This window comes from Spirochaetales bacterium (assembly GCA_016930085.1).
Lineage (GTDB): Bacteria > Spirochaetota > Spirochaetia > SZUA-6 > JAFGRV01 > JAFGHO01.
On the sequence record JAFGHO010000022.1, the window covers coordinates 18,381 to 37,000 of the forward strand.

20 protein-coding genes are annotated in these 18,620 nt (G+C 46.7%); 9 read left to right on the top strand and 11 right to left on the bottom strand.

Translation table 11 applies throughout. The features are described from left to right. The 3 genes from argH (at position 1) to JW881_03930 (ending at position 2,755) form a co-directional block, all read left to right on the top strand. Positions 1 to 1,371 (top strand): argininosuccinate lyase, encoded by a 1,371-nt coding sequence (gene argH, locus JW881_03920; protein ID MBN1696642.1) that lies wholly within the window; start codon positions 1 to 3, stop codon positions 1,369 to 1,371. A gap of 71 nt (positions 1,372 to 1,442) precedes the next feature. Beyond that, the gene (locus JW881_03925; GenBank protein MBN1696643.1) at positions 1,443 to 2,222 is read left to right on the top strand and encodes a site-specific DNA-methyltransferase; all 780 of its coding nucleotides are present in this window, start codon (positions 1,443 to 1,445) and stop codon (positions 2,220 to 2,222) included. Next, entirely contained in the window at positions 2,219 to 2,755 is a 537-nt protein-coding gene (locus tag JW881_03930) for a hypothetical protein (protein ID MBN1696644.1), read from the top strand. Before JW881_03925 ends, JW881_03930 begins: the two co-directional genes overlap by 4 nt. Before the next feature lie 111 nt (positions 2,756 to 2,866). On the opposite strand, the gene JW881_03935 is transcribed toward JW881_03930, so the two are convergent. The 5 genes from JW881_03935 to JW881_03955 form a co-directional block, all read right to left on the bottom strand. Beyond that, entirely contained in the window at positions 2,867 to 3,469 is a 603-nt protein-coding gene (locus tag JW881_03935) for a CPBP family intramembrane metalloprotease (GenBank protein MBN1696645.1), read from the bottom strand. Positions 3,470 to 3,495: 26 nt separating this feature from the next. Next, entirely contained in the window at positions 3,496 to 3,687 is a 192-nt protein-coding gene (locus JW881_03940; protein ID MBN1696646.1) for a hypothetical protein, read from the bottom strand. Between the two features lie 137 nt (positions 3,688 to 3,824). Continuing rightward, positions 3,825 to 4,028, bottom strand: coding sequence for a hypothetical protein (locus tag JW881_03945; protein MBN1696647.1), 204 nt, complete (start codon positions 4,026 to 4,028; stop codon positions 3,825 to 3,827). Between the two features lie 270 nt (positions 4,029 to 4,298). Next, complete coding sequence (locus tag JW881_03950) at positions 4,299 to 4,544, bottom strand: hypothetical protein (GenBank protein MBN1696648.1); 246 nt, start codon at positions 4,542 to 4,544, stop codon at positions 4,299 to 4,301. Between the two features lie 185 nt (positions 4,545 to 4,729). After that, positions 4,730 to 4,981, bottom strand: a complete 252-nt coding sequence (locus JW881_03955; GenBank protein ID MBN1696649.1) for a hypothetical protein — start codon at positions 4,979 to 4,981, stop codon at positions 4,730 to 4,732. Positions 4,982 to 5,333: 352 nt separating this feature from the next. Between JW881_03955 and JW881_03960 the strand changes: the two genes are divergently transcribed. Continuing rightward, positions 5,334 to 6,188: an NmrA family NAD(P)-binding protein gene (locus tag JW881_03960; GenBank protein ID MBN1696650.1), complete on the top strand. Its 855-nt coding sequence runs from the start codon at positions 5,334 to 5,336 to the stop codon at positions 6,186 to 6,188. A 70-nt stretch (positions 6,189 to 6,258) separates the two neighbouring features. On the opposite strand, the gene JW881_03965 is transcribed toward JW881_03960, so the two are convergent. The 3 genes from JW881_03965 to JW881_03975 form a co-directional block, all read right to left on the bottom strand. After that, positions 6,259 to 7,098, bottom strand: a complete 840-nt coding sequence (locus tag JW881_03965) for a methyltransferase domain-containing protein (protein ID MBN1696651.1) — start codon at positions 7,096 to 7,098, stop codon at positions 6,259 to 6,261. A 20-nt stretch (positions 7,099 to 7,118) separates the two neighbouring features. Then, positions 7,119 to 9,185 (bottom strand): hypothetical protein, encoded by a 2,067-nt coding sequence (locus JW881_03970; GenBank protein ID MBN1696652.1) that lies wholly within the window; start codon positions 9,183 to 9,185, stop codon positions 7,119 to 7,121. Positions 9,186 to 9,269: 84 nt separating this feature from the next. Further along, positions 9,270 to 10,115 (bottom strand): SDR family oxidoreductase, encoded by an 846-nt coding sequence (locus tag JW881_03975; GenBank protein ID MBN1696653.1) that lies wholly within the window; start codon positions 10,113 to 10,115, stop codon positions 9,270 to 9,272. Positions 10,116 to 10,286: 171 nt separating this feature from the next. Between JW881_03975 and JW881_03980 the strand changes: the two genes are divergently transcribed. From JW881_03980 to JW881_04000, 5 genes are all read left to right on the top strand, one after another. Continuing rightward, on the top strand, positions 10,287 to 11,714 hold the full coding sequence (locus JW881_03980) for a hypothetical protein (protein MBN1696654.1): 1,428 nt from the start codon (positions 10,287 to 10,289) through the stop codon (positions 11,712 to 11,714). A 100-nt stretch (positions 11,715 to 11,814) separates the two neighbouring features. Continuing rightward, positions 11,815 to 12,315, top strand: a complete 501-nt coding sequence (locus JW881_03985) for a tetratricopeptide repeat protein (GenBank protein ID MBN1696655.1) — start codon at positions 11,815 to 11,817, stop codon at positions 12,313 to 12,315. Continuing rightward, positions 12,312 to 13,601 (top strand): SPASM domain-containing protein, encoded by a 1,290-nt coding sequence (locus JW881_03990; GenBank protein MBN1696656.1) that lies wholly within the window; start codon positions 12,312 to 12,314, stop codon positions 13,599 to 13,601. Before JW881_03985 ends, JW881_03990 begins: the two co-directional genes overlap by 4 nt. Continuing rightward, on the top strand, positions 13,598 to 14,596 hold the full coding sequence (locus JW881_03995) for a hypothetical protein (protein MBN1696657.1): 999 nt from the start codon (positions 13,598 to 13,600) through the stop codon (positions 14,594 to 14,596). Before JW881_03990 ends, JW881_03995 begins: the two co-directional genes overlap by 4 nt. 1 nt (position 14,597) lies before the next feature. After that, the gene (locus JW881_04000) at positions 14,598 to 16,346 is read left to right on the top strand and encodes an ABC transporter ATP-binding protein (protein ID MBN1696658.1); all 1,749 of its coding nucleotides are present in this window, start codon (positions 14,598 to 14,600) and stop codon (positions 16,344 to 16,346) included. 18 nt (positions 16,347 to 16,364) lie between these two features. Here JW881_04000 and JW881_04005 read toward each other — a convergent pair whose 3' ends face one another. From JW881_04005 to JW881_04015, 3 genes are all read right to left on the bottom strand, one after another. Beyond that, positions 16,365 to 16,985: an HAD family phosphatase gene (locus JW881_04005; protein MBN1696659.1), complete on the bottom strand. Its 621-nt coding sequence runs from the start codon at positions 16,983 to 16,985 to the stop codon at positions 16,365 to 16,367. A gap of 11 nt (positions 16,986 to 16,996) precedes the next feature. Continuing rightward, positions 16,997 to 18,133 (bottom strand): SMP-30/gluconolactonase/LRE family protein, encoded by a 1,137-nt coding sequence (locus JW881_04010; protein MBN1696660.1) that lies wholly within the window; start codon positions 18,131 to 18,133, stop codon positions 16,997 to 16,999. Positions 18,134 to 18,259: 126 nt separating this feature from the next. Continuing rightward, positions 18,260 to 18,481: a hypothetical protein gene (locus JW881_04015; GenBank protein MBN1696661.1), complete on the bottom strand. Its 222-nt coding sequence runs from the start codon at positions 18,479 to 18,481 to the stop codon at positions 18,260 to 18,262. Positions 18,482 to 18,620 lie beyond the last annotated feature (139 nt).

Sequence of the window (18,620 nt, forward strand, 5' to 3'; positions counted from 1 at the left end):
GTGGCGAAACTCTGGCAAAAGGATTACAATCTCGACGAACTCATTGAACGGTTCACCGTCGGCGAGGATTACATCCTCGACCGCCGTCTCGTGCCTTCGGACTGTCTCGCTTCGATGGCGCACGCGACCATGCTTGCCTCGATCGGTATTCTCGAACAAAAAGAGTTGACCGGCCTAAAAAAAGAACTGGCGGCCATAATCGCTGTATGGGAAAAGGGCGATTTTCTTGTCGGGATGAGTGATGAGGATTGCCACACGGCGATCGAAAACCGCCTTTCCGAAAAATGCGGGGAGGCGGGAAAGAAGATCCATACGGGGCGGTCGAGAAACGATCAGGTGATCGCCGCCCTGAGACTGTACGCACGCGAGGGACTCCTGGTCTTCCGGAAGGCGTGCTGCGAACTTGCCGGGCGGCTTCTTGAGTGCGCGGAAAAACACGAGTTCGTTCCGATGCCGGGCCGCACCCACATGCAGGCGGCCATGCCGTCGTCCATCGGTCTCTGGGCGGGCGCTTACGCGGAAGAACTCGTCGACGACCTGAACCTGCTCAAAGGGGCGTACCGGTTGAACGACATGTGCCCCCTCGGTTCAGCGGCGAGTTACGGGGTGCCGCTTCCCCTCGACAGGGAAATGGTTTCCGAACTGCTCGGTTTCGGGAAGGTCCAGAACAATGTACTTTATGTCAACAACAGCAGGGGTAAGATCGAGTCCGTCATTCTCGACGCCGCGACACAGGTCATGCTCACCCTCTCGAGGCTGGCACAGGATCTCATCCTTTTTTCACTGCCGGAGTTCGGTTATTTTTCGCTTCCCGACATCCTCTGTTCGGGAAGCAGCATCATGCCCCAGAAAAAAAATCCGGACGGGCTCGAGCTCGTCAGGGCGAAAGCAAAGACACTCTGTTCACTCGCCGCCCAGGTCAAATGTGTGATCGCCGGCCTTCCCTCCGGGTATAACAGGGATTTTCAGGAGACAAAGGGGCCCCTCATCAGGGGGCTGCGTGAATCGGTCCTGAGCACCCGGATCATGTCCCTTACCTGTGAAACGATGACGGTCAACGGGGACAGGCTGCGCGCCGGATTTACTCCGGATATCTTCGCGACGGACGCGGCGATGGAACTCGTAAAAAAAGGGCTTCCTTTCAGGGAAGCCTACCGGGAAACCGCGAAAAATATAAAAACCCTTTCCTCATACGATCCGGACCACATCATCAGGACGCGGACCTACACGGGAACGACCGGCAAGCTTTGTCTCGAAAAAGCAAAAGCCGATATCGGGAGCATCGAAACCAGAATAAGGACCGACGAGGAGACGGTGGAGAAGAAGCTGGCCGCCCTGGCCGGACGGACCGTCACGCTGTTTGGCGTGTAAAGCAGGTCAGTGTACAATTTTACGGAAAACCACACAAATGTTAAGCAAAAAAGCTTACATTAAATAACTACATCATACAACAAAAAGAAATAATTAAAGAATGTTATCGTATAGTTCACCCTGAAGGAAGTATTTGCTGGCAGGTCGGTAATTATATTGATAATGGTTCCATTATACCGCTGGACACCGTTCTTTTCCCTGTTTTCGATGATTTAGGCATGAAATTAAGGAACAGGATCATCTGGCATTTTGAACACGGCCTCCATTGTTCAAAGCGTTTTTCAGGGAGATATGAAACAATCAACTGGTTTACTAAAAAAGACAATTATACATTCAATATCGATCCTGTTCGTGTTCCTCAAAAATATCCGGCAAAAAAATATTATAAAGGACCAAACGCCGGTAAATATTCATGTAATCCTTTGGGAAAAAATCCGGGGGATGTATGGAATATCCCAAATGTCAAAAGCAATCATATTGAAAAAACGGACCATCCTTGTCAATTTCCAGTCGCCCTGATAGAACGATTGGTATTGGCGATGACGGACAAAGGCGATACGGTTTTTGATCCGTTCCTGGGTACGGGTACCTCTATAATAGCCGCTGTCAGGCACGACAGAAAAGGAATAGGTTCCGAATTAATAAAAAAATATGTCGATATTGCTATCAATCGAATCAGGCAGGAAGTCAGCGGAACACTTAAGACAAGGCCGCTTAATAAGCCGATTTATGATCCTGATAAAAGCAACCTATCCGTATCACCATGGTCAAAAAAAGAAAACGGGAATACGTTTAAAACGCAAGAATTATTTCTTGAAAACAATAAAATAGATTATTCTGTGGGAACATGAAAATTACAGAAACATATTCACATTTAAATGGACTGGAATTTTTACTCGTCCACAAGAAAAACCTGTGGGAAGAAATCAGAGAAGTTATACAAACAGTCGACGCGGATAAATGCAAAACAAAGATTTCCAAAGAGAGAGGGATGAAAGGGAAATTACTGTATAGTCCGATAGAAATGAATAAATCATTTACCGGACTATTAAGATCAGAAGGAAAAAACCGGAAAGAGAGCAGAGTCAGTTATTGGGTGACAAGAAGTGAAAAACTGATAAGAAAAACACTCACAATGACGAGTGAGAAGCAGAAAAAGGAAATCGAAACGATGGGAGAGCTTCCCATTTATAGTTATAATCAAACGGATTTTATAAAGGAAAGGATCGCCATAGAAGTACAGTTTGGAAAATATTCTTTCGTTGCATATGATCTGTTTGTAAAGCATTTGGCTTTTTATATTGGAGATAAAATTGACGTCGGAATCGAGATACTTCCAATGAAAACCTTACAAAGTCAAATGAGTTCCGGCGTCGCATATTAAGAGGGAGAATTGTACAATGTTATCAGACAGGGAAGAGGCGTTCCTGCCGTACCGCTTGTCATCATAGGAATAGAACCGTAGAAATACTGTACTGACTTCATCTCTATGGTATTATTTTGTTTTTTTTTGCAACTCATCGTATTCCTGCTTTGTCACGAGAAGCGCCTTGAGAATATAGTTTCTGATGCCGTGAATGACGAAAGCCGGATAAAAAGATCCGGTTGAAAGGTTGAGCGCGCCGACTGTGACGGAAAAAATAAAAAAATCGAGGTAACGGATAATACTCGTACAGTGAAAACCGAACCTGAAGTGAAAGACCGTAAAGGCAAGACCGGCAAGGAGGACCGCGAGGAACGGATTGCCGAGCAGTTCATTGAGAACCGTGAGAAGGAAATATCTGAATATAATTTCTTCGAAAAGCGACGTCAAAAAGGCCACCTGAAAATGCGCTGCCGAGCGGTGTTTTCCGTAAACGGTGACGCTGTTGATGACGAGGGCGATACCCCTCACGGGCGAAAGCGAGGTGATCATGTAGGAAAAACCGCAAAGCAGATGGCCCGCTGCGACCCAGACCGGAAGAAGATACCAGAAGCGAAGGGGATTGAACTGTTCGAAATGCCGGTAAAAAAAGATCACGGCCGCACTCAGCAGTATAACGGAGAGATAAAGATACGGCAGGCCCCGTCTGGCGTTTTCTTTTGAATAGTAGGCCATGGTGTTACCGGAACGGTGACGTTCGTCTATCCGTACAACTCATTGATCGCCTGAATTACCGAATAGATGACGTCATCGATTTCATCCGCATCATCATGTTCTTCCTTTTCGAGTACACTTTTCCGCAATGCTTCGATTAATTCGTTTTTTTGAGGGGATTTGAGTATTTCCACCACCCTCTCGACGATCCGGTCCTTTTCTTCCTGTGTTAACGGCACATTATCTCCCTTACGGTCAGAATCGGATTATTCTACCATATTAATATTTCAATGACAAGCCGGAACGGATTCGATACGGGCATCGTCCGGGATGATACACGTTTTTTGATCGACGCTATACGGAAAAGTTCTGCGGATCAGCCTTCTTCTCCAACAGAATATATTGTTGTCGCGTCTTCTTCACCGATCGCGTACCGTGTCGTGGGGGCGGGATCGGGATCGGGGTCGGGGGCGGGATTGGGATCGTCAGCCCAGAACAATCCGCATGCCGGCGACGGCGCTTCATCGTTTAATTTGTGTATCACCCTTGAAATGATGTCTTTTAATTCCTTCCGTGTCATATTCTTCCTCCTTATATATATCGTATAATTAAAGAATATATCACAATGTGGGGAAACATCCAATTATTTACTGAATATTTTTATTCGCGCAGATTAAAAAAACTACTATTTTTATATATTATAAAATAAGGATACGTTCATACCCTTTCCCGTTGTCAAGGGAGAAAAGATATTCGCATATTTATCTCTTCTCCCTTTTGATATATACCTGAGTCTGATAATTTACTGTTTTTCACCCATGCCGGTCCTTCAATCCGGCATTTACCGCAATCAGCCCTCTTCGCCGATACCGTAGAGGGTCGTTACGACATCTTCTTCCCCTATCGCATACCGTGTTGTCGCGTTGGGAGTCGGTTTCGGGGCATCCGTCGGGGTGGGGTCTTCTTCACCGATTGCATAATAGGTGGTGACAATCGGTTCGTCCGCCCAGAGAACACCGCAGGCAGGAGACGGTGCGTTTTCCCGTAATCGTTCGATAACGGAAACGATGATTTCTTTGAGTTCTTTTCGTGTCATTGATCGCTCCTCATTTTTGGAATGGTTTATTGTATCCTGTTTTCATTTTCATTGCAAGCTTTTTTTTTACTTTCCATGACGGATTCAGCACAACGCCATTTCCCGAATACGGTGAAACCGCCCGGATTTTAGAGTATAATTATATTGCGATACTCAAGGAAAACCCGCAATACCGGGGCCGACAGTTACCCTTCTTCGCCGACACTGTAGAGGGTGGTGACGGTGTCTTCCTCGCCGATCGAGTATTTTGTCGTCGCGACGGGCGTGGGTGTGGGTTCCGGCGGTTTTGTCGGGTTCGGATCTTCCTCACCGATCGCGTATTTTGTCGTCGCGACGGTCTCATCCGCCCAGAGAACACCGCACGCGGGGGCCGGTGCACAGTTTTGCAGGCGTTCGATAACCGATGCGATAATTTCCTTTAATTCCTTTCGTGACATTATCAGCTCCTTTTTAAAATCAGGCCGCACCCGGCTTGATTAGTTCTTTGATATCACCGTATCGTACCCACGGCGATTGACCGGGACAATGCTTCGTCATTTTCCCGGCAACATGCATACACGATGATAACACGCCTTTGGAGGTAATGCAAGTTATTTTTTCAAAGCGGGTCGATCAATGGGGAGCCGCGGGCGTATTGCCGACCCAATATGATTAATGCCGATATAATAACCCTGCCGATGCATTATTAATGGAATATAAAAGCGAGAAATCCCTTGCCGCTTGACCGATTATGCATTATTTTTCAACAAAGGGAGTACGACAATTGTATTTCCAAAAGGAGGCATTCTGATGATATTGGTAACCGGCGCGGGCGGCAGTATCGGATACGAGGTATCCCGATTGCTTTCGGAACGCGGAACAGGCTTCAGGGCCGCACTCCACAACGCGAAAAACGCAGACCGCCTCCGCGCCCTGACGGACGATATTGTTGAAATCGATTACGGAAAACCCGATACATTGGGCGATGCGTTTCGGGATATCACGACCCTTTTTCTGATTCTTCCCGTCCACAGGCAGATGGCCGTGTTTACGAAACATTGTATCGATGCCGCGATCGTTTGCGGCGTTTTGAGGATCGTAAAAATCACCGCTTATGACGAAAGCACGAAGCCCAGTTTCATCGGCCTCATGCATAAGGAATCGGATACAATCATCGAAACATCATCAATGGCATATACATTCATCCGCCCCTCGCCCTTTATGCAGAACATCGTCACGCAGTACGGCGGTATGATTAAAAGCCGCGGCGGACTCTTTCTGCCCTGCGGCGATGCACGGGTCAGTTATATCGACACCAGGGATGTCGCTTTCTTTGCCGCGGCTATTCTCGAAAGCCCGGGTTCCCATGAAAACAAACGCTATTCCATCACCGGAAGCAAAGCCCTCTCCTACACGGAAATTTCCAAAAGCATTTCGGCGGCGACGGGAAAGGCGGTTTTCTATTCGGACATTCCCGAAGAAAAAGCCCGTCAGATGATGTCGGCAATGGAATACCCGGACCATGTCATAGAAGCGAAACTGTCTTCACTCGCCCTCGAAAAAGCCGGATTCAGGCAGGGTATCACGGGGACCTTCAAGGAAATAACCGGAAATGATCCCCGGTCTTTCGATACGTTTATCCGCGACTACGCCTATTCTCTTTGATCGGGATATCGCCCCGGACAATATATCCGCAGTGCCTAAAAAACCAATAGAGTGTAATGAGTATATACCGCTATTTTTTTTCCGCTTTTACCACACAATAACCAATTGTTTTGCTGCCTATCCGGTTCAGATTGGTAAAAAAATACTTTAATAAATCGACGTCTTTTTCAGTTCCCATTTCCAGAAGTTCGGTTTTGTGTTGTTCGATGATTTCAAGGTGAACGCCCCACGACCGTTCTTTTTCTATTGTATTAGCGGTAATATCCCTGATATCGATCAGGCGAAAACCGGTCTTTTCAAGAAGCGATTGATAATCGGCAAGTGAGACCGCAGAACGTATTTCGGCGTATTTTTTCAGAAATTCCGCATCCTCTTCTTTTAGCGTTCCTTTTCTAATAAAATCCGCAATTAGCAGACGCGAAGATTTTTTCAAGACGCGGCAGGCCTCATGTAACGCATTTTCGTGGCCGATATGAAAGATCGATTCGAAAAACCAGCCGCCGTCAAACGTCTCGCTTTCAAACGGTAAATGATTCGCATCGGCAAGCAGGAATTTTACTTTGCTTCCCAATCCTTCCTTTTCAACAACCTTTGTTGCATACGCCTTCTGATATTCACTTGCCGTAATTCCTGTAACCGAGCAATGTTTTTGTTTTGCAAGCAATATTCCCGGGAGACCGAATCCACAACCGATATCAATAAAGGATTTATTTTCACCGATATCAGCCATATCAATCATGTATTGTGTGAATCTGACCGCCCCTTCATACAGGTCATGATCGTACGGCCGGTCCGCTTCCCAATAGCCGACATGCATATGTTTTTTCTTAATCATCTCCCAGAATTTTGACACAATCGAGGTGTTGTAGAATTTCCCGACGGTTTTATGTGTGACATTGGTGTTATTCATTTATTTCTCTCTCTTTCCGCCTAAATTTTATAATGACTCACCATTTTTTTTAGATTTGTAGCCATATCCATATTTTCAACGGAAACAAGCCGTACATTCTCGACGAGTTTTATAAGTTCTTCATTGCCCTTGTTCTGTTCGTTTGTCGCAGAGTTGATATGATGCGCGCGCATGACCAGTTCCTCGATGTCTTTTTTGATCTTTTCCCGATCGTCTTTCAAATCGAGAATAAGCGACCTTATTTCTTCCGTCGCATCGACGACAGTGCCGATGACCGACAAAATCTGATTGGTCCCCGAACTTTGCTCGCCCATTGCGGAGGAAATCTCATTGATCAGTTTTGTCGTATTCCCGATATCGGTATTGATTTTCTCGAAGGCGTTCCCGGTTTCAACCGATCGGGTGACCCCTTCGTCGATAAGCGAAGACATCTTGCCGATATGATTCGCGATTTCCTTTGCCTGTACGGTACTGTTTTCCGCGAGTTTTCGTATTTCATCCGCGACAACGGCGAATCCCTTTCCGTAACTGCCGGCATGAGCGGCTTCGATCGTCGCGTTCATCGCGAGCAGGTTTGTCTGCGACGATATATCGTTCAATACTTCGATGATTTCCATGACCTTCCCGGAGGCTTTCTTGATATCGTCGATGGCGGACAGTGTCCTTTCCAGATGCCGTTCCCCGTCCTTTGTCACGAAGACGAGATTGGCGGCGAGTTCGTTTGCCGTACCGGTAATGTTGTTGACCGATACGATACTCGAGGCCATCTCGTTCATCGCCGACGCCGTTTCATTCACGAACCCCGACAGATTTTCGATATTCGATGTGATTTTCTCGATATAATTGACGATCGAAGCCAGTTTTGCCCTTGTTTCTTCGACAACCCCTATTTGTCCGCCCGTATCGCTGCTGATCTGTCTGATGGAACTGACCATCTCCTCGATCGCGCTCGAGGCGTTCTGGATATCGGAATCAAGAAACGATGATTTATCCGATATTCGTACCGAACTGTTCGATACTTCGAGGAGAATCGATTTGAAATTGTCCATAAATTTGTTTATGGATTCGGTTAACTCACCGATTTCATCGTTCTGAATCACACTGATCCTCGCAGACATCTCTTTTTTCCCGCTTAATATTTCGCTGATCATACTTTTCTGCAAGGATAGCTGCTGGCTAGTCTCGCGTGTAAATACGAATATGCAAAAGAATCCGATTGATATGAAAATGAAAAACGAAAGAAAAAAATATGTGTTATTCATTTCCATCCGTCCGGTTGTGTTATTGTTTCTAAACGGAAATGTACCGCCGATATTCTTCCATTCTTTGAGTTCCCGCTGATAATTTTCCTCTACTGTTTGCAAATCCGTTCCTTCTCTTACCACCGTTTCGATCGCATGAGTATAATCCGCCTCTGTTTTTGAAATTTTAATCTGATTGTAGATGATAAAGGACAGCGATGAAATGCCAAAAACGATCAGTAAAAATATATTTTTGAATTTAAACGAAAGATCCATGAAATTCTTTTTTTTCGGAAGATAATGAATTTTCATAAGGATTCTTGTTTTCTGTAAAATCTGGTTGTTTATGGAAATCTGTATAAAAGCAAGCAAAAGAGGATAGGATACATTGAACAGCATTAAAAAAAACACATGGGATTCATTGATAATACTTTCCGAAAACAAAAAGATGATCGCGCCCAACTGAAAACTCACAAAATTGAGAATCAGGATGAAAACATTCAACTGAAGGATTCTCTTTCTTGCCCTTTCAAACTGTACTTCGTTGACGGTTTTCCCGTCGCATAACATATTATGGACAATCTGGACCGGATGTGAAAGCAGGTAAATGATAATCGATGCGATGACGATCAGGGGAATAAAATTGTATATCATATAGAATGAAAGAAAATGGGTTCCATAACGCGGCAACGTATGAGACATGAAACTTTCGAGGGTCACCTTGTTGAATGCGATATCGGTCGACACAAAATCAAGAAATCCCGTTCCGGTTATGCATATGAATGCGACCAGAACGGAATTGAGTATTATTTTAATCGTTATGCTGTTTCTTTTGATGATATTCATTTGTTTACTCCGTTTCAAAAAAACATAAAATATATCCGGGTTTACAAACCCGTCTGATAGCGCCTTCTCCCTAGACGGCGCAATTTACAAAAACCCCATCTTTTGGGCCGTGCAACGGGCGAAAAGACGGTCCGGCATAAGGCGCGGAAGCAGCCACCGCCCGAAGCTGTGTTTCACGAGGGCGTAGCGCGCGCGGGGGCGTCTCTTTTCGAATATCCTTCTTATTTTCATTCCGGCGGTATAAATATCGGTACCGTTTTCTCCGTGCCGTGTAAATCCGGCCTTGAAAGAAGTCAATGATCCGTAATAATCGGTACCGTGAAAACGCTCGATATCCAGTGAATCCCGGTTTTTCCATAGCGGGGTATTGACTGCACCGGGCCCGATAACGATAACGTCGATCCCGTAGAGGAGAAGTTCTATTCTGAGTGTTCGCGCCATTCCCTCGATGGCGTGTTTGCTTCCCACATACGCCCCCAGGTACGGGTACGGGATTTTGCCGCTCGAGGAGCTTATGAAGAGGATCCTGCCCGGCGGCACTTTACTTTTACGGATTTTCAATAAAGGAAGAAACGCCTGCGTGACAATCATCTGTCCAATGACATTGACCTCGAACTGCTTCCTCATTTCACAACCGGAAAGATGCATGAGGGGCCCGGTGACCGCTATGCCGGCGTTATTGATGAGACCGCAGGTTTCATCTTCCGGGATGTGTTTTCCGACGAACTCAGCCGCCTCTGCCACTTGCCCGTGATCGGTGATATCGAAGCGAAGGGGTTCGAAATTCGGACCGAAATCCTTTTTCAGCCGTTCACCGTCCTCCTGTTTGCGGACACTGCCGAAGACCCGGTATTTACCGCAAGAGGCAAATGCCTTTGCCGTGCCGTATCCGATACCCGACGAGGCACCGGTTATGACCACTGTTTTCATACACATCCCCTGCAACACAAAACTAAGAACAATGATTGAAAACGATAAACCTAATTTTATACAAATTAATAACGTTATGCTTCAATTAATATTAGCTACTTGTCGAATTGCTGTCAAGTTTATCTGATAAAGAATAAGTATAAATTCTATAAAACTAAGAAAAACCCTTAAATGCTTAGGAATACGGATGAAACAAATCTCAGAGTATGCCTGATTGTCCGGCGTTGTGCATTTTACTATATTTTTCGTATAACGGTCAAAGTGTATTTCAAAGGATGGCAGTCGGTCGCGATACAGGCGAAAACGGCGGTGCCTGCGATTACAAAAAGAAAGGAAGCGAAAGTCATGTCGGTGAAGCAGGAAGATTGTTTACAGACGGCAAGGATCGATAAACAGTACGTCCATAAATATAATGAAGAGAACGTATTTTTATGCAATATCCGAAGGGCGTTACCGAAATATTTTTCGAAATACGTTTATGAATCGGTCCTGATCCCGCAGCTTGACGAGTATGAACTCAAACTCATCAATACGTATTATAAACCCCACTGCATGACTCCCTTATTCGAGGGAGAGGACATTTATTTTTATGTACTCAACGGGATACCATTGATCCTTACCCCGGATACGGTGGCAGAGATGAGGTTCGGCAACGAACAGCTCGAGGTCATTCATCGCTATTATGAAAGGGGCGCGTATAACAACAATTTGTATCTGAAACAATTCCTTTACGAACCGGATGAAACGATCCTGTATCGGGTATTCGGGAAACGGATTCCTTATATCGACAGCGCGACGAAAACCCATATCTCACAGATTCTCGAAAAGACTAATGATATCGAAAAAACCGGCATCTACTATACGAATTTGCTGGTGAATCCATACCACTACTTTTTTTTCGAACACCCGAACGAACATCTTCCCGGAATGATGCTGATCGAGGCCGCCCGGCAGTTCATGATCGCCTGCGGACATCTTTTCGGCAAAATACCGCTGAAAGGATGCCAGTTCGTACTCTCGAATTTCGGGGTCGAGTTCATGAGGTTTACCGAACTCAATTATCCGATTACCATCAGAGGAGACGTCGAACACATCAAGTACAACCGCCATGGGTATGTATCCGAGACAAAGGTATCGATTTCAATATTACAAAACGTTCAGACGACCGCGCGGCTTCATATCGACGCGAGGATCATCAATGAAAAACTGTTCAGACGCTTTCGTGAAAATGAAATGAGGGAAATCGCCGCCCACCGTTTTGAATTGTTTCCCGAAGCGCAATATATGTTTACCCTCAAAAATCCGGATACGCCGGAATACTCGAAGACCTCGATAATAAATATTTCGCTTGACGGCATGTGTATCGAACAGGAAGAAACCGTATCCGTGATTGACAAAACAAAAGAATACGAGTTCATGCTCGCCACCGAAGACATCGGATTTATCAATGGAAGATGTATGCCGATATGGCAGACCCGGACCGACGGCAACAATATTGTCGGTTTGAAATTCACATCGGTACAGGCTAATGAGAAAAGAAAGATTGCCGAATTAATTAAAAAACGCTGCCGTGTCGTCGAAAAACGGTTTTTCTTCTGAATCGAAAACCGTATAAACACCACCCCACCTTTCCCGATGCGGGGATTGCTTTAGTCGCCGTATCATTTCCCGGAAGAAGCCTTGATTATTCGAAGGTGACATGATACAATTTCATGGAAGCGATATGGAATTCACGATCAAACAGCTAAAGGAAAAGGGAAAAGAACTCATCCGGCTGAAAGATTATGATGCGGCGATAAAAATTTTCAAAGAAATCATTACACAGGCACCGCAGGATTATTACAGTCTGGATGTACTCGGATTTCTCAATTACATGACGGGCCGTTTCGAAGAAGCCCGGCTTAATTGCCGTGAATCGCTTGCCGTGAAGCCGGATAACTATTACGCGTACAAGGGACTAGGACTCTGTCTGGTCAGACTCGGAAAACCGGAAGAGGGAATCGAGAACATCAAAAAATCGATCGCCCTGAATCCGACTTATTTTGATTCGTATTATGACCTGGCCGTAACCTATATGGAATTAAAACAGTATGATCAGGCGCGCCTTTATTTTACGGAAGCAGGTAACGTCGACGGTAAAAGAAAAAGCGAAATCGAACAGGCATTACGTTACCTGGATACGTTAGAAGCCGCGCAATGAATCCCGTTATTCACCTCTCCCTTTTCATTACGGAAAACTGCAATCTTCAATGCGACTATTGTTTCGCCTCCGGGATGCAAAAACGCGATATTTCTCCCCCGACCGCGACCAGGGCAATCGATTTTCTTTTCGGGCACGCCGGAAAAGAACCTTATCTTCATATCAGCTTCTGGGGAGGAGAACCGTTGCTCAGATTCGATCTGATACAAAACCTCGTGTTATACGCGGAATCAAAAGCAGAGGCGTCCGGAAAAGCGATTTCCTTTTCCATTCCGACAAACGCGACATTGCTTTCGGCCGAAACCATACATTTCATAAAGGACCACGGCATCTCGCTTTCCCTGAGTATCGACGGGACGGATGAATCACAGCGATTTCGAAAAACACTTACCGGAAAAAGCAGTTTCAGCCACGTGGAAAGGACCCTTTCGCTTCTAAAAAAAACCGGAAACGGCTCGAATTGTTCCATACGAAAAACCGTGTTTCCGAAAAACGCAGGACTACTGGCGAGGGACGTGGCGTATTTCCTTGCACACGGATTCCGTTATCTCGCCTTCTCACCTGTAATGGAGACCTCATGGACGGAGCGAAGCTACGATATTTTCCTGAACGAACAGCTTGCCTGTGCCGATATGTGGATCGATGCATTGAAAAAATCCGATCCTTTCTTCGTACAAAGCTGGACGGATATACTCCTTCTCGGGAAATTGTCGGCCGGCAAAAGCGTACATCCTTCTTCGTCTTTTTTCTGCGGGGCGGGAGCTGCGATGATTGCCGTCGATATCGACGGGGATATTTTTCCGTGCCACAGGTTTGTCTTTTACGATAAAGAAAACCGCAGGGAAAAACTCGGTTCGGTCGAATCGGGTTTTTCCGAACATGTTCGATCGCGCTACATTAATGTCAAACAACCGGCAGCATCCCCCCATCACACCCGGTGTTCGCGATGCGGCGTTCGGAACATGTGCAGTCTGCTCTGTCCCGCGACGAATTACAGCCTGACCGGAGATATTGCCGTTCCGGGACCCGCATTATGCAGGTTCGTTTCCATGACGGAAAAGGTAATCGAAGCCATCGAGGATGCCGTCGGCACGACACCGGTCTATAAAGACTATATCGACAACCTGATGAGGGCCACTTTCCCGGGGTATTCAAGATCCAGATTCGGCAAACTGTTTTGGGACCGCGTACTGACTGCCGATATCGAGCGACTTGCCGGGAAAACAGCCGATGGACTCAAGCAGCTTAAACTGCTTAAGCAGGATAAAAAGCGGCGGCGTTCATGAAACATCCCGAAGCATTCATAAAGAACAGACTGATAAAAGCGTTCGTCAATCATGCCGGATTCGATGCCGCACGCTTTATATTACAGCGGGTTATCGTTTCCATGATCATCCCTGCCGCAATGATGAAGAAACTTGCCCTCACCATCGATTCATATTTTAAAAGCTATATTCCCCGGATGGGGAAAGGTGTTGCAGGCTACCTTTATCACTTCAAGCGCAAGCTGGCAGAAGATATCATCGCGGTCAACCTCTCCTTTGAAAACACCGTTAACCTTATCGAGAAGAAGGTCACGATCCGGGGAAAAGAAAACATCGACAGTGCCCTTTCCTCAAAAAAGGGAATCATCCTTCTAGGAGCACATTTTGGTTCGATCATACTGGGTACCATGTCCATGCTGAAAGCCTGTTTCGATTCGGCGTCCTTCCCACGCCCGAGGGCGTCCTTCCCACGCCCGAGGGCGTCCTTTTCCGGCCGATCCATTCATATGTGCACTGAACCCGATATGATACGGTTTCCGGAGAACCTCAAACGGCTAAAAGAAGCCGTTCGCGTATACAATACGGCGTTGTATTTCATCCTTACCGACAAAAAAGGCCATGATATCGCACATGACATGATTAATGCCCTTGATCGGGGTAATATCATTTCGACAAACATGGACGTCCTGAGGGGCGGTTCCGATACATATCAATTCACCCTCTTCGGCAAAGCGCGTGTTACCCTTCCGGCACTCATGGGGGCCGTAAAGGTGGCGTGTATGACTGAAGCGGCGATTCTTCCGTGGTATATGGTGAGAGACGGCGGAGGTTTTGTTCTCACCTGTGAGGCGCCTGTTTTTGCCGGGGAGACCGGCGATCGCGGTTCTTCCCGTCCACAATCCGGCGCCCATGCCGCTGTGGCGGAAAAACTCCGCGGGTTACTCGAACAATGGATTATACGGAATCCGGAACAATGGGTATATTGGGACAGGTTCGGGAAAAGACTGGTGCGGTAGTATGAGGCGGTTTGTCAAATTCTTTACATACCTGAAGCCCTTTATAAAGAAGATTATCCTTCTTTTTTGTTTTATCTGCATCACCACGCTCATCACGCTTCCCGTTCCCATGCTCGAAAAGACAATCATCGATGAAGCGATTCCCGAAAAGAATATACATTACCTGTTCCTTCTTATCGGCGTCATCGCCGCACTTTATGCCGTCAATCAGACGATCGGATATCTGAGAAATATCACCAGTATTTCCGTGAGAGAAAAGGTTCTCTGCCGGGTGCGTATCGACCTGTACCATCATCTGCAGAAAATGTCCATGAAATTTTTCTCCGGCCGGCAATCCGGTTCACTCCTCTCCCGTATGCTGAGTGACGTCGGTTATATTCAGAATCTTGTCAACGACGAGTTTTTCGTCATCATAAGTTCGTTTTTCCGTGTCGGTGTTGTCGTTTATCTTCTCCTGACGATAAGCTGGAAGATTTCATTACTGTGCCTGACCGTGCTTCCCGTTGTTCTTACCGTATTTCTACTCCTGAGAAAAAAGATATACATATTTACCAAAAGACTCCAGGAAGCCCTCGCGCAGCTATCGGGGAAAGTACAGGAAAACATATCGTCAATCAAGATCATTCAGGCCGAGACCGCAGAAGAAAACAAGGGACGGGAAACGGCGCTTCACTGTGAAAATCTCGCGAACCTTACCATCCGGCAGTCACGCGTGGCCATTATCGGCAATTATATCATTACCCTTTTCACCTATGTGCCGCTGCTCGTTATCATATGGAGTATCGGCGGGGCGGACGTCATTAAGGAAACACTCAGCCTGGGTTCGCTTCTTGCTTACATCCAGTACCTTTTCGGGGTGATCGGACCGGTCACCAATTTTCTCAGGTTCAACATGAATCTTCAGGCGGGGTATGCCGCGCTCGACCGGGTGTATGAAATACTGGACGAACCACCCGAGATCATTGACCGGCCGGATGCCGTTCCGGTAAGCACGCCGCTTCAATCAATCGTTTTTTCCGACGTCTCCCTTCATTTTTCCGATCCCGAACATCCGGATAAAATCATCGAGGCGTTGTCTCATATCAGTCTGACGATAAAGCGGGGTGAAAAGATCGGCATCGTGGGGCCCAGCGGGGGCGGAAAAACGTCGCTTGTAAATCTGCTGCTGCGGTTTTATCATCCGACCGAAGGAGTCATCCGCCTCAATGACAGGGAAATAGATGCCTATACGATAAACAGCGTCCGGCGGACAATCGCGTATATGCCGCAGGAGGAATTCCTTTTCAATGACACGGTGAGAAACAATATTACGCTGGGGCGCGAGTATCCGGATGAAGCAATAGAGAAGGCATTGGAGGTCGCTTCCGCTTTCGAGTTTGTCCGTTCCCTCAGGGAGGGGCTTGACACCGTCATCGGCGAACGCGGGGTCACCCTTTCCGGGGGACAGCGCCAGCGTCTCGCGCTCAGCAGGATCTTTCTCAAGCAACCGGATATGTTTGTTTTTGACGAGGCTTTCTCCGCCCTGGATTCCGAATCGGAGACACTTATATTCAACGCCCTTCCGCGTATTATCGGGGACCGTACGGCGATCATTATCGCCCACCGGTTTTCATTCCTCAATCTCGTCGAAAGAATACTTGTTTTCGCAAACGGAAAATGCGTGGAGGATGGAAGCTTCGATGAACTCGTCAACAAAGACGGCCTGTTTTCGAAACTGTATACGATCGGAAAGCTCGAACGCCCTACATAGCGGGGACGGAGGACCGTCTCAGTCAACACCGAATTTTTCAGACAGTTCTTTTTTCAACTCGTCAATATGCCTGTAATGAATCGTATGCAATCCAAGCCCTTCAGCGACTTCTATGTTTACCGGTGAATCGTCGATAAAAAGAATATGTTCCGGTTTTTCATTCAGTTTGTTCAGCGCGGTTATAAACACCTGTCGACGTGGTTTGCTCATTTTCTCTTCACAGGAAAAAATTCGATAATCGAAACAATCCAGCCATTTGAATTTTCTATTTATAAAGGAAAGCATATTTGCCGGCATATTCGACAAGATAGCAAGGGTGAAGCCCTTTTTTTTCAACGCGTTGATCAATGCGATCATATCCTTGTTGATGTTCATCCAGCTTGCCCGATCGAGGTCGATGATTGCATTGATTTCTTTATCCGAAACACATCGTTTGATATCGAGTCTTTCGATTACCCTTTTCCAGTATTCCTTTGCGGAGATGAGTCCGGAATCGTAATCGTAGCGAAGCTTTTGATAGACGGATGCAAGTTGTTCTTCGTTTATCTTAAGTATTTTACATATTTTCCCTGCTTTGTTTTTATTCCGGGACAGACTGATGACACCGCCGAAATCAAAGATTATCGTTGTTATCTTCAACTATTTCCGGCTCAACACGGGAACGAATCGATCTGTCCGACGTAGTAGCGTGCCGTAAGAAGCGCGTCGACGATATCGATGCCGCCGGAACAATTCACATCCGCCAAAGCCGGTTCGAAATTCGATGGTTCCAGGCCGACGTAGTACTGCGCGATGAGAAGCGCGTCGACAATATCGATACTGCCGTTGATATTGACATCTCCAATCTGGCCGGGCGGGGTCGAGGAGGGCGGGATCGTCGCCGTGGGCGCCCAGTTTGCGCCGCGGACCGTGGTCTTTAGCGAGTAAATCTTGTCCTGACAGGTTATGTAGAGCACGGACCCGTCGCTTCCGCCGAAGGTGATATTCGAGCAAAACTCGGGAATCGAGATAAAATCGAGCTGTTCTCCCGACGGCGATACGATCCAGAGGCCGCCTTTACCCATAAAGTAAAGATTGCCGTGTTCGTCGATTGTCATGCCGTCCGGATCGTTCGTACTGCCCGATCCCGGATTGAAAAAGACCGATCCGGTCCCGATGGAGCCGTCGGAATTAATCGGGTATACCATCCAGTATTTGCGGTTACTGTCACTGACATAGAGTTTCGACCCGTCGTTCGATGTGATGATCCCGTTCGGACATCCCATATCGGAGATAATCCTCGAGGCAACACCCTGCGTGTTTATATGATAGACCGCCTGCGGCCTGCCTTCCCAGTTGGGGGTGGTAAAATAGATATCGCCCTGCGGGCGCTGACAGATATCGTTCGGGTAGTACCATGACGTGTCCGAGGCGATCGTTTGCGCGTCCTCGGGACCGTTTGCGCCTATCCGGTAACTCGTTATCTTTTGCGACTGGCTTTCGGCGGCAAGAAGACGGCCGTCAATGGAGAGAAACGTACCGTTCACCCGCTGGGAATTGGACATCCACACGCTTACCTGCCCCTGGCTGTTGAGGCTGTAGATGTTGTACGGGGCGTCATTCGGCGTCGTGAAATAAAGCTTTTGATTGACGGGGTCCCATGTCGGTCCTTCATAATAAAGATTCGAAGAATAGACCTGTACGAGACCGGCGCCGGACCGGATCGTTGTCTGGCCGAAAACCGGAAGGATGGTCATACATAATAAAATCACCGCTACTATGGCAAACTTCTTTATTGTGGATTTCATTATTTTTCTCCTCACATTTTTTTATTTTTTTAAGATGAATTGTTGTTATTATACCCGATTATCACGGAAACTGCAAGTCTTCAGTTGTCACGGCCGGAAGGACCGCCTCTAAAGGAGGTGGTTTCCTTATATTAATGAAAGGTGTGCTTTTTTGAGAATATACTGATATGCGTCGGAGGTAATCCAGCCGCGCGCGAGCATATATATCAGCTTTGTTTTTAACGCTTTGTAATACTCATGAAACCGCGATTTATCGGATTTCATGCATAAGGTTAGCAGCTGAAGCACCTGGCATTTAATATCCTGTTTCTCGTTTTCTTCTATTTTCGATATTGGATGGATCAACATTTCTCTCACCTCCGGGTCAAGGTCACTCGGGAACAGGACAGATTATGTTCAATACATCGCCCTCTGTTCCCGGAAATATCCTTCATTCCCTGATCCTTATTATGCAAATGCAGTGCCATATCGATGCGGCCGGGGATGA